At 72.5% G+C, this 24463-nt stretch carries 22 protein-coding genes; 14 read left to right on the top strand and 8 right to left on the bottom strand.

Annotation, left to right across the window (positions count from 1 at the left end):
- The first annotated feature begins 2 nt into the window (after positions 1-2).
- From ABT015_RS17575 to ABT015_RS17540, 8 genes are all read left to right on the top strand, one after another.
- Positions 3-1055, top strand: a complete 1053-nt coding sequence (locus ABT015_RS17575; RefSeq protein ID WP_350879926.1) for an ABC transporter ATP-binding protein — start codon at positions 3-5, stop codon at positions 1053-1055.
- Complete coding sequence (locus ABT015_RS17570) at positions 1048-2064, top strand: ABC transporter ATP-binding protein (protein WP_350879925.1); 1017 nt, start codon at positions 1048-1050, stop codon at positions 2062-2064. The genes ABT015_RS17575 and ABT015_RS17570 overlap by 8 nt, the downstream gene beginning before the upstream one ends.
- Before the next feature lie 172 nt (positions 2065-2236).
- A complete protein-coding gene (locus tag ABT015_RS17565; RefSeq protein ID WP_350879924.1) occupies positions 2237-3859 on the top strand; it encodes a peptide ABC transporter substrate-binding protein in 1623 nt (540 codons plus the stop codon).
- A 117-nt stretch (positions 3860-3976) separates the two neighbouring features.
- A complete protein-coding gene (locus ABT015_RS17560; protein WP_063347955.1) occupies positions 3977-4903 on the top strand; it encodes an ABC transporter permease in 927 nt (308 codons plus the stop codon).
- A 76-nt stretch (positions 4904-4979) separates the two neighbouring features.
- On the top strand, positions 4980-5894 hold the full coding sequence (locus ABT015_RS17555; protein ID WP_350880038.1) for an ABC transporter permease: 915 nt from the start codon (positions 4980-4982) through the stop codon (positions 5892-5894).
- Positions 5895-5910: 16 nt separating this feature from the next.
- Positions 5911-6963 (top strand): ABC transporter ATP-binding protein, encoded by a 1053-nt coding sequence (locus ABT015_RS17550; RefSeq protein ID WP_350879923.1) that lies wholly within the window; start codon positions 5911-5913, stop codon positions 6961-6963.
- A complete protein-coding gene (locus tag ABT015_RS17545) occupies positions 6953-8110 on the top strand; it encodes an ABC transporter ATP-binding protein (RefSeq protein ID WP_350879922.1) in 1158 nt (385 codons plus the stop codon). The genes ABT015_RS17550 and ABT015_RS17545 overlap by 11 nt, the downstream gene beginning before the upstream one ends.
- Before the next feature lie 158 nt (positions 8111-8268).
- Positions 8269-9318, top strand: coding sequence for an ABC transporter ATP-binding protein (locus ABT015_RS17540; protein ID WP_350879921.1), 1050 nt, complete (start codon positions 8269-8271; stop codon positions 9316-9318).
- A gap of 23 nt (positions 9319-9341) precedes the next feature.
- Here ABT015_RS17540 and ABT015_RS17535 read toward each other — a convergent pair whose 3' ends face one another.
- From ABT015_RS17535 to ABT015_RS17515, 5 genes are all read right to left on the bottom strand, one after another.
- Positions 9342-11054, bottom strand: a complete 1713-nt coding sequence (locus ABT015_RS17535) for an ABC transporter family substrate-binding protein (RefSeq protein WP_350879920.1) — start codon at positions 11052-11054, stop codon at positions 9342-9344.
- Between the two features lie 120 nt (positions 11055-11174).
- Complete coding sequence (locus ABT015_RS17530) at positions 11175-13511, bottom strand: peptidoglycan binding domain-containing protein (RefSeq protein WP_350879919.1); 2337 nt, start codon at positions 13509-13511, stop codon at positions 11175-11177.
- A gap of 238 nt (positions 13512-13749) precedes the next feature.
- A complete protein-coding gene (locus tag ABT015_RS17525; RefSeq protein WP_350879918.1) occupies positions 13750-14211 on the bottom strand; it encodes a DUF6113 family protein in 462 nt (153 codons plus the stop codon).
- Positions 14208-15152, bottom strand: a complete 945-nt coding sequence (mshB, locus tag ABT015_RS17520; RefSeq protein ID WP_350879917.1) for an N-acetyl-1-D-myo-inositol-2-amino-2-deoxy-alpha-D-glucopyranoside deacetylase — start codon at positions 15150-15152, stop codon at positions 14208-14210. Before mshB ends, ABT015_RS17525 begins: the two co-directional genes overlap by 4 nt.
- 31 nt (positions 15153-15183) lie before the next feature.
- Complete coding sequence (locus tag ABT015_RS17515) at positions 15184-15378, bottom strand: DUF2304 family protein (RefSeq protein ID WP_063347949.1); 195 nt, start codon at positions 15376-15378, stop codon at positions 15184-15186.
- 312 nt (positions 15379-15690) lie between these two features.
- Between ABT015_RS17515 and ABT015_RS17510 the strand changes: the two genes are divergently transcribed.
- From ABT015_RS17510 to ABT015_RS17490, 5 genes are all read left to right on the top strand, one after another.
- The gene (locus ABT015_RS17510) at positions 15691-17844 is read left to right on the top strand and encodes a S9 family peptidase (protein ID WP_350879916.1); all 2154 of its coding nucleotides are present in this window, start codon (positions 15691-15693) and stop codon (positions 17842-17844) included.
- A gap of 193 nt (positions 17845-18037) precedes the next feature.
- The gene (locus ABT015_RS17505) at positions 18038-19006 is read left to right on the top strand and encodes an ABC transporter ATP-binding protein (protein ID WP_350879915.1); all 969 of its coding nucleotides are present in this window, start codon (positions 18038-18040) and stop codon (positions 19004-19006) included.
- Entirely contained in the window at positions 19003-19725 is a 723-nt protein-coding gene (locus ABT015_RS17500; protein ID WP_350879914.1) for an ABC transporter permease, read from the top strand. The genes ABT015_RS17505 and ABT015_RS17500 overlap by 4 nt, the downstream gene beginning before the upstream one ends.
- Before the next feature lie 8 nt (positions 19726-19733).
- Entirely contained in the window at positions 19734-20999 is a 1266-nt protein-coding gene (locus ABT015_RS17495) for a sensor histidine kinase (RefSeq protein ID WP_350879913.1), read from the top strand.
- A 14-nt stretch (positions 21000-21013) separates the two neighbouring features.
- The gene (locus tag ABT015_RS17490) at positions 21014-21145 is read left to right on the top strand and encodes a hypothetical protein (RefSeq protein ID WP_350879912.1); all 132 of its coding nucleotides are present in this window, start codon (positions 21014-21016) and stop codon (positions 21143-21145) included.
- Positions 21146-21159: 14 nt separating this feature from the next.
- Here ABT015_RS17490 and ABT015_RS17485 read toward each other — a convergent pair whose 3' ends face one another.
- Positions 21160-21660 (bottom strand): GNAT family N-acetyltransferase, encoded by a 501-nt coding sequence (locus ABT015_RS17485; RefSeq protein WP_350879911.1) that lies wholly within the window; start codon positions 21658-21660, stop codon positions 21160-21162.
- 80 nt (positions 21661-21740) lie between these two features.
- Between ABT015_RS17485 and ABT015_RS17480 the strand changes: the two genes are divergently transcribed.
- A complete protein-coding gene (locus ABT015_RS17480; protein ID WP_350879910.1) occupies positions 21741-22370 on the top strand; it encodes a response regulator in 630 nt (209 codons plus the stop codon).
- 62 nt (positions 22371-22432) lie between these two features.
- On the opposite strand, the gene ABT015_RS17475 is transcribed toward ABT015_RS17480, so the two are convergent.
- Positions 22433-23305 carry a transglutaminase family protein gene (locus ABT015_RS17475; RefSeq protein WP_350879909.1) on the bottom strand — a complete coding sequence of 291 codons (873 nt, stop codon included), beginning with the start codon at positions 23303-23305 and terminating at the stop codon, positions 22433-22435.
- Positions 23306-23425: 120 nt separating this feature from the next.
- Entirely contained in the window at positions 23426-24439 is a 1014-nt protein-coding gene (locus tag ABT015_RS17470; RefSeq protein WP_350879908.1) for a GNAT family N-acetyltransferase, read from the bottom strand.
- Positions 24440-24463: the final 24 nt, after the last annotated feature.

The following is a 24463-nucleotide window of genomic DNA, read 5'->3' as shown; positions in this document are numbered from 1 at the left end:
CGATGACCACCGTGATCGAGAACAACAACCAGAAGAGCGGCCGACTCGAAGTTGGCACCCCGCTGCTGGAGGTCAAGAACCTCCACGTGGAGTTCCACACCCGGGACGGCATCGCGAAGGCCGTGAACGGCGTCAACTACTCCGTCGCGGCCGGCGAGACGCTCGCCGTGCTCGGAGAGTCCGGCTCCGGCAAGTCCGTGACCGCCCAGACCATCATGGGCATCCTGGACATGCCGCCCGGCAAGGTGACGCAGGGCGAGATCCTGTACCGCGGCCAGGACATGCTCACGATGGGCAACGAGGAGCGGCGCAGGATCCGCGGCCAGAAGATCGCGATGATCTTCCAGGACGCGCTGTCCTCGCTCAACCCCGTGCTCAGCGTGGGCTACCAGCTCGGCGAGATGTTCCGGGTGCACCAGGGCGCCTCCAAGAAGGACGCCAAGGAGAAGGCCATCGAGCTGATGGACCGGGTGCGCATCCCGGCCGCCAGGCAGCGCGTCGGCGACTACCCGCACCAGTTCTCCGGCGGCATGCGCCAGCGCATCATGATCGCCATGGCGCTCTCGATGCAGCCCGACCTGATCATCGCGGACGAGCCCACCACCGCCCTGGACGTCACCGTCCAGGCCCAGGTGATGGACCTGCTCGCGGAGCTCCAGGCCGAGTACAACATGGGCCTGATCCTGATCACCCACGACCTCGGCGTGGTCGCCGACGTCGCGGACAAGATCGCCGTGATGTACGCCGGCCGGATCGTCGAGACCGCCCCGGTGCACGACCTGTACGCCAACCCGGCGCACCCGTACACCAAGGGCCTGCTCCGCTCCATCCCGCGCCTGGACCAGAAGGGCCAGGAGCTGTACGCGATCAAGGGCCTGCCCCCGAACCTGCTGAAGGTCCCGACCGGCTGCGCGTTCAACCCCCGCTGTGACGTCGCCACCGACCTGTGCCGCACGGAGATCCCGGCGCTGCACCAGGTGACCGACAAGGACGGCAAGGAGCTCACCGGCCGCCGCAGCGCGTGCCACCTCTGGAAGGAGACCCTCCATGGCTGAGCCCATCCTGGAGGTCAAGGACCTGGTCAAGCACTACCCGCTGAGCCAGGGCATCCTCTTCAAGAAGCAGGTCGGCGCGGTCAAGGCGGTCGACGGCATCTCCTTCGAGCTGGCGAAGGGCGAGACGCTCGGCATCGTCGGCGAGTCCGGCTGTGGCAAGTCCACGCTGGCCAAGGTGCTGATGAACCTGGAGCGGGCCACCTCCGGCCAGGTGCTGTTCAAGGGCGAGGACATCTCCAAGCTGTCCGGCCAGGCCCTCAAGGCCGTCCGCCGCAACATCCAGATGGTGTTCCAGGACCCGTACACCTCGCTGAACCCGCGCATGACGGTCGGCGACATCATCGGGGAGCCGTTCGAGATCCACCCCGAGGTGGCGCCCAAGGGCGACCGCCGCAAGGCCGTCCAGGACCTGCTGGACGTAGTGGGTCTGAACCCGGAGTACATCAACCGGTACCCGCACCAGTTCTCCGGCGGTCAGCGCCAGCGCATCGGCATCGCCCGCGGTCTCGCGCTCAAGCCCGAGATCATCATCTGCGACGAGCCGGTCTCCGCCCTGGACGTGTCCGTCCAGGCGCAGGTGATCAACCTGCTGGAGAAGCTGCAGGGCGACTTCGGCCTGTCGTACATGTTCATCGCGCACGACCTCTCCATCGTCCGGCACATCTCCGACCGCGTCGGCGTGATGTACCTCGGCAAGATGGTCGAGATCGGCACCGACGAGCAGATCTACGACAACGCCACCCACCCGTACACCCAGGCGCTGCTCTCCGCGGTGCCGGTGCCGGACCCGACGGCGCGCGAGAACCGCGACCGGATCATCCTGACCGGTGACATCCCCTCGCCGGCCAACCCGCCGTCCGGCTGCCGCTTCCGCACCCGCTGCTGGAAGGCGGAGGACCGCTGCGCCGAGGAGATCCCGCTGCTCGCGGTGCCCTCGGTGCTGAAGGGCCCGGCCGCGCACGAGTCGGCCTGTCACTTCGCCGAGGTCCGGGAGCCGGCCGCCGCCTGACTCCCCGTGGCATCCCCGGAAGGGCCCGTGGCTTCGTGCCGCGGGCCCTTCCGTCGTTCCGTCAACTCACGGGGCGGTCGGTGCACCCGTCCGGGTGCACCTGACTCGCGCCGTCAGCCGGGCGCGCTTCTCATGGGGTGTGATGCGACACACACCACGAGGAGGGACCACCATGCCCGTAGCCGCCCGTGCTCGCTGGGTCCTCGCCGCTGCGACATCCGTGGCCCTGGTGGCCACCGGGTGCAGCGGCGGCGGCGCAAGCAGCAACAGCTCGCCGGACAGCAGCAAGAGCTTCAGCTACCAGAGCAGTGAGCCGCAGAACCCGCTGCAGCCCGCCAACGCGAACGAGGTCGGCGGTGGTCGCATCATCCAGAACCTCTTCAAGGGGCTGGTCGACTACGACCCCGCCACCGCCAAGATCCGGATGCAGGTCGCCGACAAGATCGACACCAGTGACTCCCAGACCTTCGACGTCACGCTGAAGGACGGCTGGAAGTTCCACGACGGCACGCCGGTGCACGCCAAGAACTTCGTGGACTCCTGGAACTGGAGCGCGACCACCAGCAACAACCAGATCAACAGCTCCTGGTTCTCCGACATCGAGGGCTACCAGGACGTCCACCCCGCCGGCGGCCAGCCGACCGCGACCAAGATGTCCGGCCTGACCGTGGTCGACGACCTGCACTTCACCGTCAAGCTCAGCAACAAGGTCTCGTACTTCGAGTACAAGCTCGGCTACATCGCCTTCTCCCCGCTGCCGGACGCCTTCTTCAACGACCCGACCGGGTACGGGCAGAAGCCGGTGGGCAACGGCCCCTACCAGTTCGTCAGCTGGAACCACAACACCGAGGTCGTCACCAAGGCCTTCCCGGACTACCAGGGCGTCGACAAGCCGAAGAACGGCGGCATCGTCTTCAAGATGTACACCACGTCCGAGGCCGCCTACGCCGACCTGCAGTCCAGCAATCTGGACGTGATGGACCAGGTGCCGCCGTCCGCGCTGGCGACGTACAAGAGCGACCTCGGCGACCGGGCGATCGACGCCCCGCAGGGCGCCATCCAGAACATCGGCTTCACCCTCTACCAAGCCGACTGGGCCGCGCCCGACAAGGCCAAGGTGCGCCAGGGCCTGTCGATGGCGATCGACCGCGACACCATCACCAAGACGGTGCTGCAGAACTCCCGCAAGCCGGCCACCGCCTGGGTGGCCGAGGGCGTCGAGGGCTACAAGGACGGCGCCTGCGGCGACTTCTGCACGTTCGACCCCGCCAAGGCCAAGCAGCTGATCAGCGACGGCGGCGGAGTCCCCGGCAACAAGCTGCTGATCACCTACAACTCCGACGGCGGCCACAAGGAGTGGGTCGACGCGGTCTGCAACTCGATCCGGCAGAGCACCGGCGTCGAGTGCCTCGGCGACCCGAAGCCCGACTTCAAGACCGCCCGCGCCGCGATCACCTCCCACCAGCTCAACGGCGCCTTCCGCACCGGCTGGGTGCAGGACTACCCGCTGAACGCCAACTTCCTGTCCGACGTGTACCGCACCGGCGCCGCGTCCAACGACTTCGGCTACAGCAACCCGCAGTTCGACCAGGCGGCCACCAAGGCCGACGAGGCCGCCAGCGTCGCCGACACGGTGACCGGCTACCAGCAGGCCGAGGCGGTGCTGCCGAGCGGGATGCCGGCGATCCCGCTCTGGTACTACCGCACCAACTCGGGTTACTCGACCAAGGTGCAGAACGTGAAGTTCGACTCCTTCGGCAACCCGGCCTGGACCCAGGTCGAGGTCAAGGGCTGATCCCCCGACCCCTCGCGCCGGCCCCGCCCTTCCCGCACGGAGGGCGGGGCCCGGCCCTCCCGGCCGACCGTCCCCGGCCGGCCGTGCACCCAGGGCACGTCTAGGAAGGAGGCTCGGATGGGCAGTTACGTGTTGCGGCGGGTGCTGCAGATGATCCCGGTGTTCTTCGGCACCACGCTGCTGATCTTCCTGATGGTCTACACGCTGCCGGGCGACCCGGTGTCGGCGCTGTTCGGCGAGAAGGCCGCCGACCCGGCCATCGTGGCCAGCATCAAACACAAGTACTTCCTGGACCAGCCGGTCTGGAAGCAGTACCTGCACTACATGGGGAACCTCTTCCAGGGGGACTTCGGGACGAGCTTCACCGGCCGCCCCGTCTCCGAGATCATGGCGACCGCCTTCCCGGTCACCATCCGGCTCGCGCTGATGGCCTTCGTCTTCGAAGTGGTCCTCGGCCTCGCCCTGGGCATGGCCTCCGGCCTCCGGCGCGGCAGCATCCAGGACACCCTGGTGCTGATCCTCACCCTGGTGGTGATCTCGATCCCGGTCTTCGTGCTGGCCTACATCGCGCAGACGATCTTCGCCACCAACCTCGGCTGGGTCACCCCGACGGTGCAGGACTCCACCGACCTCTCCCAGCTGATCCTGCCTGCGATCGTGCTGGGCTCGCTCTCGCTCGCGTACGTCGCCCGGCTCACCCGGACGTCCATCGGCGAGAACCTGCGGGCCGACTACATCCGCACGGCGGTCGCCAAGGGGCTGCCCCGGCGGACCGTCATCTCCCGCCACCTGCTGCGCAACTCGCTGATCCCGGTGGTCACCTTCCTCGGCACCGACCTCGGCGCCCTGATGGGCGGGGCCATCGTCACCGAGGGCATCTTCAACGTGCAGGGCGTCGGCAACGTCCTGTACCGGGCGATCAACCAGAAGGAAGGCCCCACCGTGGTCGGCATCGTGACCGTCCTGGTGATCGTCTACCTGGTCGCCAGCCTGCTCGTCGACCTGCTCTACGCGGTCCTGGACCCGAGGATCCGCTATGCCTGACGTCCACGACGAGAACTCGTACGAGCCGCGCCCCAAGCCCGGGGTCTCGCGCCTCGACTACGCCGGGGAGCAGGGAATGGCGGTCGAGCAGGAGACCCTGGTCGAGCCCGACCCGGCCAAGCGGGAGGAGGCCCGCAGCCTCTGGGGCGACGCCTGGCGGGACCTGCGCCGGCGGCCGATCTTCCTGATCTCCGCCGTGCTGATCCTGCTGCTGGTCGTCATGGCGATCTTCCCCTGGGCGTTCACCGACGCCGACCCGCGCAAGGCCGACCTGATCCACGACTACCTCAGGCGGCCGAACTGGACGGACTTCTTCGGCGCCGGCTGGTTCGGCTACGACGGGCAGGGCCGGTCGATCTACGCCCGGGTGGTGTACGGCGCCCGCGCCTCGATCACCGTCGGCATCTGCGTGACCCTGTCGGTCACCGTGCTCGGCGGACTGGCCGGCATGGTCGCCGGCTACTTCGGCGGCGCCGTCGACGCGGTGATCTCCCGGATCACCGACATCTTCTTCGGCCTCCCGCTGCTGCTCGGCGCCCTGGTGCTGCTGAACGCCTTCACCACCCGCACGGTGTGGAGCGTGGTCATCGCGCTGGCCTTCCTCGGCTGGACCCAGATCGCCCGCGTCATGCGCGGCGCCGTGCTGACCGTCAAACAGTCCGACTACGTGGTGGCCGGCCGGGCGCTCGGCGCCGGGACGGGGCGGCTGATGTTCCGGCACATCCTGCCGAACGCCATCGCCCCCGTGATCGTCGTCGCCACCATCGCGCTCGGCGGCTACATCGCCACCGAGGCGACGCTGAGCTTCCTCGGCATCGGACTGCAGGACCCGACCATCTCCTGGGGCATCGACATCTCCTCCGCCCAGAAGGTGATCCGGACGGCGCCGTACGTGCTGTTCTTCCCGGCCGTGGCGCTCTCCGTCACCGTGCTGGCCTTCATCATGCTGGGCGACGCGGTGCGCGACGCCCTCGACCCGAAGCTTCGCTGAGCGAGGGGAGCGCAACGTGAGTACAGCTGTGGACGCCGGCAGGTCCGAGCGGGCCGCCTCGTACGAGGGGCCGCTGCTCGACGTCCGCGACCTGCACGTCGAGTTCGTCACCCGGGACGGCGTGGCCAAGGCGGTCAACGGGGTCGACTACAGCGTCCGGGCGGGGGAGACGCTCGCGGTGCTCGGCGAGTCCGGTTCGGGCAAGTCGGTGACCGCGCAGGCGATCATGGGCATCCTGGACATGCCGCCGGCCCGGATCCCGCGCGGGGAGATCCGCTTCCGCGGCCGGGACATGCTGAAGATGGGCAACGAGGAGCGGCGCAGGATCCGCGGCCAGAAGATCGCGATGATCTTCCAGGACGCGCTGTCCTCGCTCAATCCGGTGCTCAGCGTGGGCTTCCAGCTCGGCGAGATGTTCCGCGCCCACCGGGGGGCGTCCCGCAAGGAGGCCAAGGACAGGGCCGTCGAACTGATGGACCGGGTGCGGATCCCGGCGGCCAAGCAGCGGGTGAACGACTACCCGCACCAGTTCTCCGGCGGCATGCGCCAGCGCATCATGATCGCCATGGCGCTGGCCCTGGAACCGGACCTGATCATCGCGGACGAGCCCACCACCGCACTGGACGTCACCGTACAGGCGCAGGTGATGGACCTGCTCGCGGAGCTCCAGGCCGAGTACAACATAGGCCTGATCCTGATCACCCACGACCTCGGCGTGGTCGCCGACGTCGCCGACAAGATCGCCGTGATGTACGCCGGCCGGATCGTCGAGACCGCCCCGGTGCACGACCTGTACGCGCGCCCCGCCCACCCGTACACCCGCGGCCTGCTGGACTCCATCCCGCGGCTGGACCAGAAGGGCCAGGAGCTCTACGCCATCAAGGGCCTGCCGCCCAACCTGCTGCGGATCCCCCAGGGCTGCGCCTTCAACCCGCGCTGCCCGCGGGCGCAGGACCGCTGCCGGGCCGAGGTGCCGGAGCTGTACCCGGTCACCGAGGACGACGGCGCCCCGCTGGCCGGGCGGGGCAGCGCCTGCTTCTTCTGGAAGGAGACCCTCCATGGCCGGTAACGGGTCCAGCGCACTGGGCGCCGCGGTGCCGGAGGGGGTCGCCTTCGCCCAGGAGGTGCCGCGCGGCGAGCCGATCCTCGAAGTCCGGGACCTGGTCAAGCACTTCCCGCTGACCAGGGGCGTGCTGTTCAGGAAGCAGGTCGGCGCCGTGAAGGCCGTCGACGGGGTCTCCTTCGACCTGAGGCAGGGCGAGACGCTGGGCGTCGTCGGCGAGTCCGGCTGCGGGAAGTCCACGCTGGCCAAGGTGCTGATGAACCTGGAGCCGGCCACCGGGGGATCGGTCCGCTACAAGGGCGAGGAGATCTCCAGGCTGTCCGGGTCGGCGCTGAAGGCCGTCCGCCGCAACATCCAGATGGTGTTCCAGGACCCGTACACCTCGCTGAACCCGCGCATGACGGTCGGCGACATCATCGGGGAGCCCTTCGAGATCCACCCCGAGGTGGCGCCCAAGGGGGACCGCCGCAAGGCCGTCCAGGACCTGCTGGACGTGGTCGGGCTCAACCCCGAGTACATCAACCGCTATCCGCACCAGTTCTCCGGCGGGCAGCGCCAACGCATCGGCATCGCAAGGGGATTGGCGCTCAGGCCGGAGATCATCATCTGCGACGAGCCGGTCTCCGCGCTGGACGTGTCGGTGCAGGCGCAGGTGATCAACCTGCTGGACAAGCTGCAGGGGGAGTTCAACCTCTCGTACATGTTCATCGCGCACGACCTCTCCATCGTCCGGCACATCTCCGACCGCGTCGGCGTGATGTACCTCGGCAAGATGGTCGAGATCGGCAGCGACGCCGAGATCTACGACCACGCCACCCACCCGTACACCCAGGCGCTGCTCTCCGCCGTCCCCGTGCCGGACCCGACGGCCCGGGAGTCGCGGGACCGGATCGTGCTCACCGGGGACGTGCCCTCGCCGGCCAACCCGCCGTCCGGCTGCCGCTTCCGCACCCGCTGCTGGAAGGCGGAGGACCGCTGCGCGGCCGAGATCCCGCTGCTCGCCTCGCCGTCCTGGCTGAGCGGGGCGGCTCGGCACGAGTCGGCGTGTCACTTCGCTGCGGAGCGCGAGATCGGACGGAGTGCTGCGGAGCGCGAGGTCGGACGGAGTGCTGCGGAGCGCGAGGTCGGGCAGGGCGACACCGAGCCCGGCTAGCGGCTCGCGGGACCCAGGGCGCGCCCCCGCACCGGGGGTGCGCCCTTTCTCGTGATGGAAAAGAGACGTGCCGCGCGATTCCGCAAGTGGGGTCGGGTCGTTGATAGTTGCTCTGCGCGTACAGGTGCTCGTGGCTGCGCTGGGGGAGGGCTGCTCGGATGGACATGGTGGAGGTGATCGGCGGCGGTCGGGAGAACCTGGTGCCCGGAACCCCGCTGCTGGAGGTCGACGACCTGCACGTCGAGTTCCGTACCCGGGACGGCGTGGCCAGGGCCGTCAACGGGGTGAGCTACTCGGTGTCGGCCGGGGAGACGCTGGCGGTGCTGGGCGAGTCCGGTTCGGGCAAGTCGGTGACCGCGCAGGCGATCATGGGCATCCTGGACACGCCGCCCGGGCGGATCACCGGCGGGCGGATCCTCTACCGCGGCGAGGACCTGCTGGCCATGGGCTCCAGGGCCCGGCGGTTCGTCCGGGGCCAGAAGATCGCGATGATCTTCCAGGACGCCCTGTCCTCGCTCAATCCGGTGCTCAGCGTGGGCTACCAGCTCGGCGAGATGTTCCAGGTGCACCGCGGCGCCAGCCGCAAGGAGGCCAGGGAGCGGGCCATCGAGCTGATGGACCGGGTGCGGATCCCGGCGGCCAGGCAGCGCGTCGGCGACTACCCGCACCAGTTCTCCGGCGGCATGCGCCAGCGCATCATGATCGCCATGGCGCTCTCCATGGAGCCGGACCTGATCATCGCGGACGAGCCCACCACCGCGCTGGACGTCACCGTGCAGGCCCAGGTGATGGACCTGCTGGCCGAGTTGCAGCACGAGTTCCACATGGGGCTGATCCTGATCACCCACGACCTCGGCGTGGTCGCCGACGTCGCGGACACGATCGCGGTGATGTACGCGGGCCGGATCGTCGAGACGGCCCCGGTGCGCGACCTGTACGCGCGCCCCGCCCACCCGTACACCCGGGGCCTGCTCGACTCGATCCCCCGGTTGGACCAGAAGGGGCAGAACCTCCACGCCATCAAGGGCCTGCCGCCCAGCCTCCTGAAGATCCCGCAGGGCTGCGCCTTCAACCCGCGCTGCGACCGGGTGCAGGACCGCTGCCTGACCGAACTCCCGCCGCTGGTGCCGATGGTGGACGCCGAGGGGGCCGAGCTGCCCGGCCGTCGCAGCGCCTGCCACTTCTGGCGGGAGACCCTGCACGGCTGAGGGCGTCGAGGCGCAGCCGTCGCCTACCGCTCGAAGCCGACGTTCTCCCAGACGATGTCGGACAGCCCCTGGGCGCCGATGTTGGCGAGGTCGGCGCGGGCGCCGTACAGCTGCGGGCGCTGGTAGAGCGGCAGCACGCCGGCCACCTTCCACAGCTCGCCGTCGGCCTGGTTGATCGCCTCGGAGGCGGTGGCCGCGTCGGGTGCGGCGGCGGCCCGGTCGAGGGCGGCGTCCACGGCCGGGCTGCCCGCGCCGACGTGGTTGGTGCCGCCGTTCTGGACGAAGTCGGCGCGGTTGCCGCTGGCCGGGAAGGGCGTGCCGAGCAGCGAGTAGGCGGTGATGTCGAAGTCGCCGCGGTTGACGTACTTGTCGAAGAACTCGTTGGCGGCGGCGGTGACCGTGGTGACCTTGACGCCGATGTCCTTGAGCGTCCTGGTGGCGCTGTCGGCCTCGCTCTGCGCCTGGGTGACGCCGGCCGGGATGACCATCCGCAGGTTCAGCTCGCGGCCGTTGCGCTTGCGGACGTCGCCGTCGAGCCGCCAGCCGGCCGCGTCCAGCTTGCGGGCGGCCTCGGCGGGGTCGTAGCGGCTGAGCCCGAGGGAGTTGTCCCGGTAGGCGTTCTGGTTGGCGACCAGCAGGTGGTTGTTGAGCGGGGCGGCGGGCCAGTCCAGGCCGTTCAGGTCGGAGCGGATGACGGCGTCCCGGTTGATGGCCTGGAAGACGGCCTGGCGGACGGTCGCGTCGCTGAGCGCCGGGGTGCGGGCGTTGAGGGTGAGCTGGCGGAAGTCGGGCCCGCCGGCCCGGCGGACGGCCGCGCCCTTGGTGCTCTTGATGATCTGGTAGCCGGCGACGTCCGGGCCGTTGTTGAAGAGGTCGATCTCGCCCTTGGCGAAGGCGGGGGCCATGGCGTTGGGCAGCATGGCGTGGAAGACGATCCGGTCCAGCAGCGGTTTGTCGCCCCACCAGGCGGGGTCGGCGACCAGGGTGATGGTCTGGGCGGCGCGGTCCAGCCGTTCGACCTTGAACGGGCCGGCGGTGACCGGGATCGCGTCCAGGTAGGCGGAGTTGAACAGCTCCGGGGTGGCGAGCCGGCTCGCGGGCAGCAGCGGGGCGTTGGCGGCGCCGTTGAACATCGACTGCCACTCGGAGAACGGCCGGTCGAAGGTCATCACCGCCTGGAAGTCGTCCTTGCCCCGCTCGACCGAGGAGACCTGTTCGAAGCCGGTGTTGCTGGCGGGCCGGTAGGCCGGGTCCTTCCCGTTCAGCGCGCGCCAGTTGGCTTCGAGGTCGCGCCAGGTGATCGGGGTGCCGTCGGACCAGTGGGCCTTCGGGTTGAGCGTCCAGACGACGACCTGCCGGCCGTCCCGCAGCTCCGCGTGGGCGTCCTGCAGGTAGGCCGGGTTGACGGTCTGGGTGCCGGCCGCGTCGGAGCGGAAGAAGGTCGGCAGCAGCGGCTTGCTGACGCTGATCGTCGAGGACTCGCTGCCGTCGGTCTGGATCGGCGACCACTGGCGGGAGAACTGGGCGATCGCCAGGTGCAGGGTGCCGCCCTGGCGCAGCTGGGAGCGCTCGCGCGGGTTGACGTCGATCGAGGTGAGCTTGGGGGCCCCGGTGGCGGACGGCCCGTCCGCGGCGGCGCCGCCCTGGCCGGAGGCGCACGAACAGAGCGTCAGCGAGAGCGACAGGGCGGTGAGACCGGCGAGCAGGGCCGTCCGGTACTGGAGGCGGCGGCTCATCGGCGTGCTCCCCGAGGTGGCTGTGGCGGAAGGTGTGGCGTCACATCTTGCTGACCGGGAGGGGGAGTTGTCGAGGGGCGGGCCGGATGCCGGCCCGCCCCCGATCGGTGCGGTCGTTGCTCAGGCGACGGTGAACTTGAAGGTGCGGTCCTTCTCGCCGGTCTTGTCGAGCAGCGAGGTGACGGCGTCCGCGACGTCCTGCGGGGTGATCGCGGCGGTCTGGCCGTTCTTCTTGACCTTCACCTTGTCGAACACGCTGCCCAGCTGGCCGTTCAGCGCGTCGAGGTCCCACTTGGGCACGATCTTGCCGGAGGCGTCCGGGACGAGGGTGAGCGTCTTGGCGGCGACCTGCTTGCCGAAGATCCACTTCTTGGCGCCGGCCACGACGTACACGTTGCCGTTGAGCGCGGACTTGCCGAGGCTGTCCGCGGCGGCCTGCAGGGCCTGCGGGGAGACCTTGGGCTGGGCGGCCGTGACGGCGAGCGCGATCGGCTGCTCGGGCTTGCCGGCGGCGCGGTCGCGGTAGGCCTGCTCGACCACGTCGAGGGCGCTCGCCGAGTCGATGGCCTGGCCGGCCCGGCCGGGCACCACGAGCGGGTCGCCGTTGTCGGCGAACTTGACGTAGCCCTCCTGGAGGCCCTGGCCCGAGCCGGAGGCCAGGGTGTCCAGGGCTGCCTTGAGCTTGGCCCGGTCCACCTTGACGTCCGGTGCGACCGCCTTGGTGCCGCCCTTCAGCGACTTGATGACGTCGACCGGGCTGTAGCTGTGCTGGGCGAGGCCGTCCACGGTGCCCGTGGTGTCGAAGCTCAGCCCGGCGACGGTCGGGTCGAGGTTCAGCGCCTGGTCGCCGACCTTCAGCTTGAGCGGCTGCTGGCCGGTCTTGCCGACGGTCTCGTCCAGCTGGTGGATCGCCTGGTCACGGCTGTTGCCGCCGATGTCGGTGCCGAGCACCACGGTGCCCTTGGGGATGTCGGACTGGTTGAGCATCAGGCCGGTGCCGTACGCGGCGGCGCCGAGGAACAGCACGAAGCCGACGCCGTACACGCCCAGCTTGACCAGCTTCTTGCCGGCGCTGGCCTTCGGCTTGGCCTTGCCCTTGGTCTTGGCGGGCGCGGGCGCGGGCGCGGGCGCGGGCGCGGACTCGGTCCTGGCCGGCTGCGGTGCGGGCCGGGGGCCCGGGGCGGGCGTCGGCAGCGGGGTGAGCTCGGTGGCCTCCGGGTCCGGTCCGGGCTGCTGCGGGTGCCCGGGGGCGGTACCGGGGGCGCCGGGGAAGAGCCCGCCGGGGGCCGGGTGGGTGAAGGCGTCCTGGCCCGGTGCGGCGGGGCGCTGGGCGGCGAACGGGTCGGCACCGGCCGGGGCCGAGGCGAACAGGCCGGGCTGCGGGCGGGCTTCGCCGTTGTGCGCGGCGCCGTTCTGCGGCAGGCCCGGTATGGCGGCGGGCGGCAGGGTGCCCTCGCGGATCGGCTCGAAGCCGTCGACCGAGGTGTCCTCCGGATCCGTCGCGCCGGCCGCCGGGCCCTGCGGGCGGGCACCCGGGTGCGGGCCCTGCTGCGGCCGTCCGTCGGACTGCCGGCCGTTGCGCCGGCCGCCGTTCTGCTGGCCGCCGTTCTGCTGGGCGTCCTGCTGCGGGCGGTCGTCGCGCCGGCCGCGGGCTCCGGCGGTGGGCGCCATCGGGGCGAACGGGTCGGCGGTGGGCGGCGCGAAGGGGGAGGCGGCCTCGTACACGCCGGGCTCCTCCGCCGGGACCTGCGCACCGGGGCCGGCGGGGAACGGCGCACCGTTCGGGTTCGGGGCCGGGTTCGGGGCCTGGGCGGGCACCGGTCGGCCGTTCGGACCGGCCGCGCCCTGGGCGGGGCGGGCACCGTTCGGGTGGGCGCCGGGGGCCGGGGCGGCCGTCGGCCGGGGCTCGGCGGCGGCGGGCGCGACCGGGGCCTCCGGCGCGCTCGGGGCGCCGGCCGGTACGGCGGTCGGCGCCGGCTCGGCCTTCTTCTGCCGGGGCCTGAACCAGGCGCCGGTGGACTCGGCCTCGGACGTCGCCGGCGGGATCGGCGGGACCTGCCACTCCGGCGGCAGCTCCGGCGGGGTGGCCGTGCGGGCGCCGCCCTCCATCACCCCGAGGACGGGGGAGGAGGGCGCGGACCGGTGCCGCGGGCCGCCCGGCTCGGGGGAGGCCGCCGGGGCCTCCTCGCCCGGGCCGTCCTCGTTCTTGACGGTGCTGCGGACCACGACCGGCGGGATCGGACGCGACCCGGGGATGTTGATCCGGACCCGGGTCGTCAGGGTGGTCTCGGTCTTCGGGCCGTCGTCCTCGCCGCCCGACGCGGCGCCCTGGGCGGCACCGGCCCGGTCGCCGCCCGGGAGCCCCGGTGTGCCGTAGGGCGGGGTGCCCGACGGGTAGGCGTCCGGACCCGTACGCCGGGGCGTCGGGTGGGCGTTGTCAGATTCGCGGCTGCTCAATGCTGCTCTGCTCCGGGTTCGCGGGCGGGCCGTGCGGCGCGACCGCGGTTCGTGGTCGCCGGGCCTGGGCGGGCGGCGGTCGGGTACGGCGTTCTGCGGGACCACCATACTGGGAAGAACAGAGCGGCGAACGGCTTCGGACAGATCCTGATACGTCCGGTTCCTCCGGTATGAGAGTACGGCCGCGCGCTCCTGACTGCGCGTCGTGCGCGGTGCCGTACGTGCCCCGCGGGCGGGTTCAGCGCGGCGGGCCGGGCACGCCCGGGAACCAGCTGCCGCGGGTCGGCAGGGTGGCGCAGATCACGCCCAGGACCGAGCCGCCGAACAGCCAGCCGAGCGAGGTGGCGTTGGACCACAGCACGTTGTCGCCCTCCGGCCGGGGCACGATCACCAGCAGCATCGCCATGAACCAGCCGGCCGCGGGCAGTGCCGCGCCCAGCCGGGTGCCGGTGACCCGCAGTCCGCCGTAGAAGGTGGCGCCGGTCGCGGCGAGCGCCAGCAGGACCCCCACGGGCGGCCACAAGGCCTGCACAAAGGATCCGCAGACCGACACCGCGACACCCAGCAGGAAGAACAGTGCGTAGGCCGCGATCCGGGCGGCGCGCGGGGGCTGAGGCTCGGCCAGCCGCTCCTCCCGGGTGCCGAGGACGGCCGCCGGGAACGAGCGGCGCGGCGGCCGGGCGGCGGCGGGCTCGGTCATCGGACGCTCTCCTCGGCGGTGGCGGTGGCGGTGGCGGTGGCGGTGGTGGGCAGCGGGTCGGCGGCGGGCGACAGGCCCGCGAACAGGTCGTCCTCGGGCCGCTCCGGCCCGGCCTGGCCGCGTACCAGCTGGTAGTACTCGGTGGCGACCAGCGGCTGGCCGAGGTCGTTGGAGAGCGCGAAGAAGGCGCCGTCCACGGTGATCTGAGTGGCGTGCGCGGCCATCGCGGCGGCCTTGCGCCCGGCGTACGCGGAGCCGTCCAGCACGGTGGTGACCACCTCGTCGGCCACCACCCCGGGAACGTCGGCCGGCCGGGCCGTCCCGGGGAAGGGCGCCCGGGCGGCGGTCTCGGCGAGCCCGGCCTCGATCACCGAGCGGGGCATCCGGTTCCAGTACACCTTGGCGATCCGCCAGGCCGGGCCCAGCTCCGGGCGGTGCGCCGGATCGGCCGCCAGCTCGTACGCGCGCATCGCGACCCGGTGCGCCTGGATGTGGTCCGGGTGCCCGTAGCCGCCGTTCTCGTCGTAGGTGACCAGGACCTGCGGCCGGACCTCGCGGACCACCGCGACCAGGTGGCCGGCCGCCTCGTCGACGTCGGCCCGCCAGAAGCAGCCGGGCACGTCGTTGTCGGGCAGGCCCATCATCCCGGAGTCGCGGTAGCGGCCCGGGCCGCCGAGGAAGCGGAGGTCGGTGACGCCGAGCGCGCGCATCGCCGCGGTCAGCTCGCCGATCCGGTACGCGCCGAGGGTGCCGTCCCGATCGGCCGTCAGATGGGCCAGCCCGGGCGGGATCACCTCGCCGCCCTCGCCGAGGGTGCAGGTCACCAGGGTGACCTGGGCGCCCTCGGCGGCGTACCGGGCCATGGTGGCGCCGTTGCCGATCGACTCGTCGTCGGGGTGGGCGTGCACCAGGAGCAGGCGGCGGCCGGTAGTCGCGGTCATGGGAGGAAGCCTAACGACCGCCGTGTCGGGGTCAGAGCTTCAGGCCGTTGATCATCCCGGCGAGGTTGCTGGTGACCTGGCTGATCGACGGCGCGATCGAGCTGGACGCCAGGTAGAAGCCGAGCAGCGCGCAGATGATCGCGTGCGCGAGCTTCAGCCCGGAGCGGCGGATCAGCACCACCACGATGACCAGCATCAGCATGGCTGCGGAGACGGACAAAGCCATGTCGGCTCACACCCCTTCTCGGGTGCGCCACCCCCTGGGGAGGGTGACGGTGGGACCGTACGGGACTTGCGGCCGGGCGACCGGGGCCGGGACGGGCCCGACGATCACTCGCCCGACCAGTCATACCCGATGGGTAAGGGGAGCATTACATTCGGTGAGTCTCCACGCGCCGGGGTACGGAGGCAGTCGCGGGGCGCATGGGCCGGTCGGAGGGGGTATGGGCGCCTTTGGGGCGTACTCGGGAACGATGCTCCGAACGAGTGATCACCAGGCGCCCGGCAGCGGGAGTACGGCGTCGTAGGGTCTGGTGCCATGACCTCCCACACCCCTGCGGACACCTTCCCCCGGCAGTACGCGCGGACCCTGCGCTACACCGTCGGCGCGCCCCGCTCCTTCTCCGTTGCACCGGACGGCTCGCGGGTCGTCTTCCTGCGCTCCCGGTCGGGCGGCGACCGGGCCAACCTGCTCTGGACCCTCGACACGGCCACCGGCGAGGAGCGGATCGCCGCCGACCCGGCCGTGCTGCTCGGCGGCGGCGAGGAGGACCTCTCGCCCGCCGAGAAGGCCCGCCGCGAGCGCAGCCGCGAAGGCTCGGCCGGCATCGTCGGCTACGCCCTGGACGCGGCCGGCCGGCTGGCCGCCTTCGCCCTCTCCGGCCGGCTGTTCACCGCCGACCTGGCCACCGGCGCCACCACCGAACTGCCCGCCCAGGGACCGCTGCTGGACCCGCGGGTCTCCCCGGACGGCAGCCACGTCGCCTACGCCAACACCGCCGGCGAACTGCGCCTCACCCGCACCGACGGCACCGCCGACCGGGTGCTCGCCGAGCCCGACGGCCCGAACGTCACCTGGGGGCAGGCCGAGTTCATCGCCCAGGAGGAGATGAGCCGCGACCGGGGCTTCTGGTGGTCCCCCGACGGCGACCGGCTGCTGGTCGAGCGCGCCGACGACACTCCGGTGCGCCGCTGGTGGATCGCCGACCCGGCCAACCCGCAGCGCGAGCCCGCCGAGGTCGCCTACCCGGCCGCCGGCACCGCCGACGCCGAGGTCGGCCTCTGGGTGCTCGACCTGGACGGCGGCCGCACCGAGGTGGTCTGGGACCGTACGGCCCACCCGTACCTCGCCCGGGTGCACTGGTCCGCGGGCGGTGTGCCGCTGCTGCTCGTCCAGGCCCGCGACCAGCGCAGCCAGCTGATCCTCGGCCTCGACGTGGCCACCGGCGCCACCGAGGTGCTGTTCGAGGAGCGCGACGACGTCTGGCTGGAGCTGTTCCAGGGCGTCCCGGCCTGGACCCCGGACGGCAAGCTGGTCCGGATCTCCGACGAGGACGGCGTGCGGGCGCTGGTGATCGGCGACCAGGCCGTCACCGGGGCCGACCTGCACCTGCGCTCGGTGGTCGCCGTCACCGACGCCGAGGTGCTGTTCACCGCCTCCGGCGGCGCCGCGGAGACCGACCCCGAGCCCGGCTGGATCGCCGTCGGCCGGATCAGCCACGACGGCAAGCGGCTCGGCTGGGAGTCCGCCAACGGCCGTCCGTTCACCTCCGTCACCAGCGCCGTGCACGCGGGCGGGATCACCGTGCGCGCCACCGCCGAGCCCGACCTGCCCGGCACCCTCGTCCAGGTCGCCCGCGACCTGCCCGAAGGCGTGGTCGTCGACGACGTCGCCACCATCGCCTCCTACGCCGAGACCCCGGTCATCACCGCCCGCCCGGTGTTCCGCTTCGCCGGCGAGCGCCGCATCCCGGCCGCCGTCTTCCTGCCCACCGGCTACGACCGCGAGCGGGACGGCCTGCTGCCCGTCCTGATGGACCCGTACGGCGGCCCGCACGGCCAGCGCGTCGTCCAGGCGCACAACCCGCACCTCAACTCGCAGTGGTTCGCCGACCAGGGCTTCGCCGTGGTCGTCGCCGACGGGCGCGGCACCCCCGGGCGCAACCCGGCCTGGGAGAAGTCCATCGCCTTCGACTTCGCCGGGGCCACCCTCGACGACCAGGCCGACGCGTTGCGGGCGCTCGCCGAGGAGTTCCCGCTGGACCTCGGCCGGGTCGCCATCCGCGGCTGGTCGTACGGCGGCTACCTCTCCGCGCTCGCCGTGCTGCGCCGCCCCGACGTCTTCCACGCGGCTGTCGCCGGTGCCCCGGTGACCGACTGGGAGCTGTACGACACCCACTACACCGAGCGCTACCTCGGCCACCCGGCCGAGCGGCCCGAGGTGTACGCGGCCAACTCGCTGACCGGCTACGCCGCCGGGCTGGAGCGGCCGCTGATGATCATCCACGGCCTGGCGGACGACAACGTGGTCGCCGCGCACACCCTGCGACTGTCCTCCGCGCTGCTCGCGGCCGGCCGCCCGCACACCGTGCTGCCGCTGTCCGGCGTCACGCACATGACGCCGCAGGAGGAGGTCGCGGAGAACCTGCTGCTGCTCCAGGTCGACTTCGTGAAGCGCGCGCTGGGCCTCTGACACCCAGCCTGACCTGCGGTTGCGCGGCCGGTACCCCTGACCCGGGTACCGGCCGCAGCCATGACATCCGTCATACCGAAGGCACGACGGCGGACACTGCCGCCGCACCCCGCCCGCACGGGACTCTGAGGTGGTGCGAACGACACCGATCGCGACCGCGGGCGCGACACCATCAGGGGAGAAGAGCAGCACGATGAGCACCGAAGTGGCCGCCTTCCGCGGCGTCGGCAAGAGCTACGGACGGGTGCGCGCCGTGGACGACCTCAACCTCGTGCTGCGCCCGGGCGAGACCGTCGCCCTGCTCGGCCCGAACGGCGCCGGCAAGTCCAGCAGCCTCGACCTGCTGCTCGGCCTGCGCCAGCCCGACCAGGGCAGCGTCACGCTGTTCGGCGGCACGCCGCGGGAGGCGATCGTGGCGGGCCGGGTCGGCGCGATGCTGCAGAGCGGCGGGCTGATGGCCGACGCCAAGGTCCGCGAGCTGGTCGAGCTCGCCCGCGACGTGCACCCGCGCGGCCGGCCGGTCCAGGAGGTGCTGGCCGACGCCGGGATCACCGAACTGGCCGAGCGCCGGGCCGACAAGCTGTCCGGCGGCCAGGAGCAGCGGGTCCGCTTCGCGCTCGCGATAGCGGGCGACAGCGACCTGATCGTGCTGGACGAGCCCACCACCGGCATGGACGTCACCGTCCGGCAGGCGTTCTGGGCGAGCATGCGGGCGCAGGCCGACGCCGGGCGCACGGTGCTGTTCGCCACCCACTACCTGGAGGAGGCGGACTCGATCGCCGACCGCGTCCTCGTCCTGCACCGGGGCCGGCTGATCGCCGACGGCAGCTCCGCCGAGATCAAGGCGCGCGCCGGAGCCCGTCGGGTCGCCTTCGAACTCCACGACGTGGACGGGGAGTTCGACGAAGGCGTGCTGCGCCTGCTGCCGGGCGTGCAGTCCCTGGACGTCACCGCCCGGGTGCCGGGCGTGCGGACCGTCCGGATCCGCACCGCGGACGCCGACGCCAGCGTCGCCGGGCTCTACCGGGCGGGCCTGTACCCGCGCGGGCTGGAAGTCACCGGCCTCGGCCTGGAACAGGCCTTCCTGACCATCACCGGCGCGCAGGACCAGCACGAGGACGCGCAGGACCAGCACGAGGACGCGAAGGAGACCGTGCGATGACCACCCTGATCCGGCTGGAGATCCTGCGGACCTTCCGCAACCGGCGATACCTGGTCTTCACCATCGCCTTCCCGGCGCTGATGTACTTCTTCTTCACCCACGCCTACGGCTCCTCCCCACTGGCCGGCGGCCTGTCGGTGAAGACCTACTTCATGGTCTCGATGGCCACCTTCGGCGCGGTCGGCGCGGTGCTCACCGGCAGCGCGCAGCGGATCTCGCTGGAGCGCAAGAGCGGCTGGGTGCGCCAGCTGCGGCTCACCGCGCTGCCCGGCCGGGCGTACACCCTCGGCAAGATCGCGGCGAGCTCGGTGACCACGCTGCCGGCGATCCTGGTGGTCTTCGCGCTCGGCGCGGTCCAGGGCGTGTCGCTCGGTGCCGCGCAGTGGGCCGGTCTGGCGGCGGCGCTGTGGCTGGGCAGCTTCGTGTTCGCGGCGCTCGGGGTCGCGCTCGGGTACGCGGCGGCGCCGGACTCGGTGCAGACCATCGTGATGATCACGTACATGGTGATGGCGCTGTTCGGCGGGACGTGGTTCCCGGTGAGCGGCTCGCTGGAGAAGTTCGCCCGGTTCAACCCGGTGTACCTGTACAACCAGCTGGCCGCGTTCACCCAGCCCGGGCACTCCCTGGACACCGGCGCGGTCGCCGGGCTGGCCGCCTTCCTCGCGGTGTTCGTCGTCGCCGCGGCGGCGCTGTACCGCCGCGACACCCGCCAGGCATGATGACCGACATGACCGAGCCGCGCCAGACCCGCCGATCCGACGAGCAGCCGGAGGCGGGTCCGGCGCGCAGGTCGTTCGTGATCATCCCGGGCTCGCCGATCGAGACCAGGCGGCAGCTGCTGGTCAAGGTCAGCTGGATGCTGCTGTGGATGATCTACCTGGCCTACCCGGTGGGGAACCTGCTGCTGCACGGCGGACACACGGTGGCCGCCCGGGTGTTCGGCTGGTCCTGCCTGGCGGTCTTCATCGGCGGCTACATCCTGCTGGTGATCTTCCGCTCGACGGTCGGGATGCGGCCCCGGGCCTGTCGGCTGATCGTCGTGATGATGGTCGTGCTCGCGACCGCCTCCGCCTTCGTCCTCGGCGAGGCCTTCCTGACCCTCTTCACCTACGCCTCGGTGTGTGCCGCCGTGGTCCTGCCGGTGCGCTACGCGCTGCCCGGCGTCGCCGGCATGGCCGCGGTCACCGCCACCGTTGGCGTGCTGAGCCACGCCGGCGGCGACACCGTCCTCACCCTGACCCTCACCTCCTTCCTCGCCGGCGCCGCGATGACCGGCATGCAGCGGCTGATCGCCACCATGAAGGAACTGCGCGAGGCCCGCGCCGCCGTCGCCCACCTGGCCGCGTCCGAGGAACGGCTGCGCCTCTCCCGCGACCTGCACGACCTGCTCGGGCACTCGCTGTCGCTGATCACGCTGAAGAGCGAACTGGCCGGGCGGTTCATGGACGCCGGCAAGGGCGAGGCGGCTCGGGCGCAGGTCGCCGACATCGAGCAGGTCGCCCGGCAGTCGCTGATCGATGTCCGGGAGGCGGTGACCGGATTCCGCCGCCCCACCCTGCCGGTCGAACTCGCCGCCGCCCGCACCGCGCTGGCCGCCGCACAGGTCCGGCTGGAGGCCGCGCCGGAACTGGCCGACACCTGGCCGGGGCTCGCGGACGAGGAGGCGGGCGCGCTGGCCTGGGCGCTGCGCGAGGCCGTCACCAACATCGTCCGGCACGGCGAGGGCGCCACCGTCTGCACCGTCACGGCCGACGAGAGCTGGGAGGGCGGCGGCGAGCGCTACGCCGTCCTGGAGATCGCCGACAACGGGCACGGACCGGGCAAGGCCCAGCCGGGCAACGGGCTTTCGGGCCTGGAGGAGCGGCTGGCCCTGGTCGGCGGGCGGCTGGAGGCCGGGCCGGGCGGGCGGGGCCGGGGCTTCCGGCTCCGGGCCCTCGTCCCGCTGCGGACGGTCACCGCGTCGGCCGGCGCGGAACCCGGTCGGTCGGGTTGACCGTCCTTCCCGGCATGGCTACCGCACTCGTCCTCGGCTTCGACCCGCACACCGTCCCCGGCATGGACGGCGACGGCCTGCGGGCCGCCATCGCCTTCGACACCAGTGGCTCCACCAGCGTCGAGGCCGCCCAGCGCTGGCTCTGACCCGCGCCGGTTTCCTACGCCGACGGCCGGCCGCCGGTGAGGGCGCGGCCGAACCGGAGCGCGGGGCGGTCGTCGAGGGCGAGTTCGGCGACGACCGCGAAGCCGTTGCGGGTGAGGACGGTCTGCGAGGCGAGGTTGTCGAGGGTGGTGACGGCGGTCAGCGACGTGAGGGCGTAGTCCGCGGCGGCCAGCCGGCAGAGGTGGGCGACGGCGGTGGTGGCGACGCCCCGGCCGGTCGCGTGCTCGCCGACGCGGTAGCCGAGTTCGGCGGTGCCGTCGGCGATGTCGACGAGGTTGACGCGGCCGAGGATGGCGCCGGACGCGTCGAGGACGAGGTGGAACCGGCAGGCGCCGGCGTCCTGTTCGGCGAGCAGGGCGGCGTGGCGGGCCGGGAACTCGGCGAAGTAGGCGTCGCCGCGGTCCGAAATGGTCCGCGCGAACCAGGCGCGGTTGGCGAGCTCGAAGGCCAGCAGGGCGTCGGCGTGGTCCGGGCGGAGGCGTTCCAGGTTCAGCATGCCGCCAGTCTGGCCCGCAGGACTTCGACGAGTCAGGCGAATTCCTTCCGCGGCCTCGCCCGCGGCCTAAGGTCGTGGCCATGAGTGACATTCAGAGCGGGGCCCCGATCCGCGTCCTCCTCGCCGAGGACCAGGGGATGGTCCGGGAGGCGCTGGCGGCGCTGCTCGGGCTGGAGGGGGACATCGACGTCGTCGCGCAGGTGGGGCGCGGGGACGAGGTGGTGGCGGCGGTGCTGGCGCACGAGGTGCAGGTGGCCGTGCTGGACATCGAGATGCCGGGGATGACGGGCATCGAGGCGGCCGCCGAGCTGCGCCGGAACGCGCCGGGGACGAGGGTGGTGATCGCGACGACCTTCGGCCGGCCGGGGTACCTGCGGCGGGCGATGGAGTCGGGGGCGGACGCGTTCCTGGTGAAGGACGCGCCGGCCTCGGAGCTGGCGGAGGCGATCCGCCGGGTGCTGCGCGGGGAACGGGTGATCGATCCGGTGCTGGCGGCGGCCGCGCTGGCGGAGGGGGCGAACCCGCTGACGGCGCGCGAGCGGGACGTGCTGGGCGCGGCGGCGGGCGGGGCGGTGAACGCGGACATCGCGCGGCGGCTGCACCTGTCGGAGGGGACGGTCCGCAACTACCTGTCGATGGCGATCCAGAAGACCGAGGCCCGCAACCGCACCGAGGCGGTGCGGATCGCCCGGGAGAAGGGCTGGCTCTGAGCGCGTTCCCGGCCGGCTCCGGGCGCGCCCCGACCAGCTCCGGGCGCGTTCCCGGACGGTCGTCAGTTGAGCCGGTGCCGGGCGGCCCGGGCCTCCTGGCGGACCTTGGCGGCGGTGTCGGGGTCGAAGGTGTCGAGGATCTGCGCGAAGGCGTCCATCTCGGCCGAGCCGCCGAGGAAGTCGCCGGTGCGGACGAGGAGTTCGGCGCGTTCGAGGCGGAGCTGGGCGGGGTGGCGGGGCAGCAGGAGGGCGAGTTCGGTGGCCCAGAGCTGGGTGCGGGCGTGTTCGGGGCGGTCGGCGGCCCAGGCGCGGATGTTGCCGAGCACGCGCAGCACGAGGTCGAGCGGCTGGGCGGGGGTGAGCAGGTCGGGGCTGAACTCCTGCCCGGCGCCGCGGACCAGGCGTTCGGCGTCGTCCGGGTCGAGCAGCCGCCCGCCGTGGAAGGGGTCGGCGAGCACGTACTCGTCGCCGCCGCCCGGCCCGCCGACGGCGACGATGACGTGGCCGGGCAGCGCGATGCCGTGGACGGCGAGCCCGGCCCGCCGCCCGACCGCCATCCACACCAGGGACAGCATGATCGGCAGTCCGCGCCGCCGCCGCAGCACGTCGGGCAGCAGCGAGGATTCGAGCCGCCGGTAGTCGGACTGCCGTCCGTGGAAGCGTTCCCGCCCGCCGAGGACGGCGGCGAGCAGGGCGGCGGTCTCCTCCGGGCCGGCGGGGGCGCGTTCGGCGACGGCGAGCCGGACGGCGCTCGCGTGCCGGTCGAGGGCGGCCTCGCAGGCGGCGAGCAGGGCGTCCACGCTGGGCGGTTCCCCGGGGTCGTCCGGGTCGAGGACCGGGCCGTGTTCGGCGGCGGCGAGCAGGCAGAGCAGCACCGGGTCGGGATGCTCGGCGCGGGCGGCGGTCCGGAAGCGGTCTCTGCTCTGCTCGGTCACGGTGACGGCGACGGCTTTCGTACGGCGGGCGGGCAAACGGCGGGCGAGGAGCGGCGGGCGGGGCGGCGGCGGTGCGGGCGGGCGGTGCGGGCGGGACGGCGGCGGTGCGGGCGGGCGGTGCTACCCCTGGGGGAGAAGGGCGTAGTGGTAAGTGTGACTGGTCGTGAAGCCGAGTCCGTCATAGAGCGCGATCGCCCCGGTGTTGTCCGCCTCGACCTGGAGGTATCCGCCGGTCGCGCCCTCCTCGGCGGCCCGGGCGGCGAGCACCGCCATGACGGCCGTGGCCAGCCCGGCCCGCCGGGCGTACGGCGCGACCTCGATCGCGCCGAAGCAGGCCCAGGGCCCGTCGATGACGCAGCGTCCGATCGCCAGCGGCGGCTGTCCGGGGGCGCCCGGCACGGTCGCGAACCAGACCGACGGCCCGCCGTGCAGCACCTGTCGGGCGGCCTGCTCCAGCGCCTCGTCCTCGCCGACCCGGCGGTAGAGCGAGAGCCAGGCCGGGTCGGCGGTCCGGGCGAGCCGGACCCGCTCGGGCCCGGAGCCGGCCCGGGCGAGCCCGGCCAGCGGGGCGGTGCGCACCAGGGTGGGCGCGTAAGGGGCGCCCAGCCGGTCGAGCTCGGTCCGCAGCTCGTCCGGTGAGCCCGGGGTGATCACCTCGACGTACGCGGGAAGGCCGCGCGCCGCGTACCAGCGGCGGACGGCGGCGAGCGCGTCGGGCAGCGGCAGTCCGGGGTCGCCGAGCGCCTGGACGGAGTTGGCGCGCCGGGTGAACCCGGCCGAGGCGCGCAGCGTCCACGCGCCGAGCGGCTCCTGTTCGACGGCGGGCCAGCCGCGGGCCGCGATCCGCTGGAGCTCGACGGGCGTGGCGGTGGGCAGCGGTGCGCGCCGGGCCGGGAAGAGCGGCACGACCTTGCCCGCGACCAGCAGCTTCTCGGGGAAGGAGACGGGGTCGCCGGTCCGCGGGGCGACCGTCAGTCCATGATCGTCCCACGATGTGAGCACGCCGATCGAATCCCGGAACACCGGCCGGTCGTCCACGAACCCCGAGAGGCGCCGGACGGACACGCGTCGTCCCACGTCAGAGCGATCTATCCGGACCTCCGGACGGTCCTGGGCCGGGCCGCCTGCCGTCATCTGGGCACCTCCTGTGCATTTGCG

Origin of the sequence: Kitasatospora sp. NPDC094016 (assembly GCF_040304045.1) — a bacterium.
Classification (GTDB): Bacteria; Actinomycetota; Actinomycetes; order Streptomycetales; family Streptomycetaceae; genus Kitasatospora.
The sequence above is the reverse complement of the archived record's forward strand: the minus strand, read 5'-3'. Positions and strand labels throughout refer to the sequence as shown.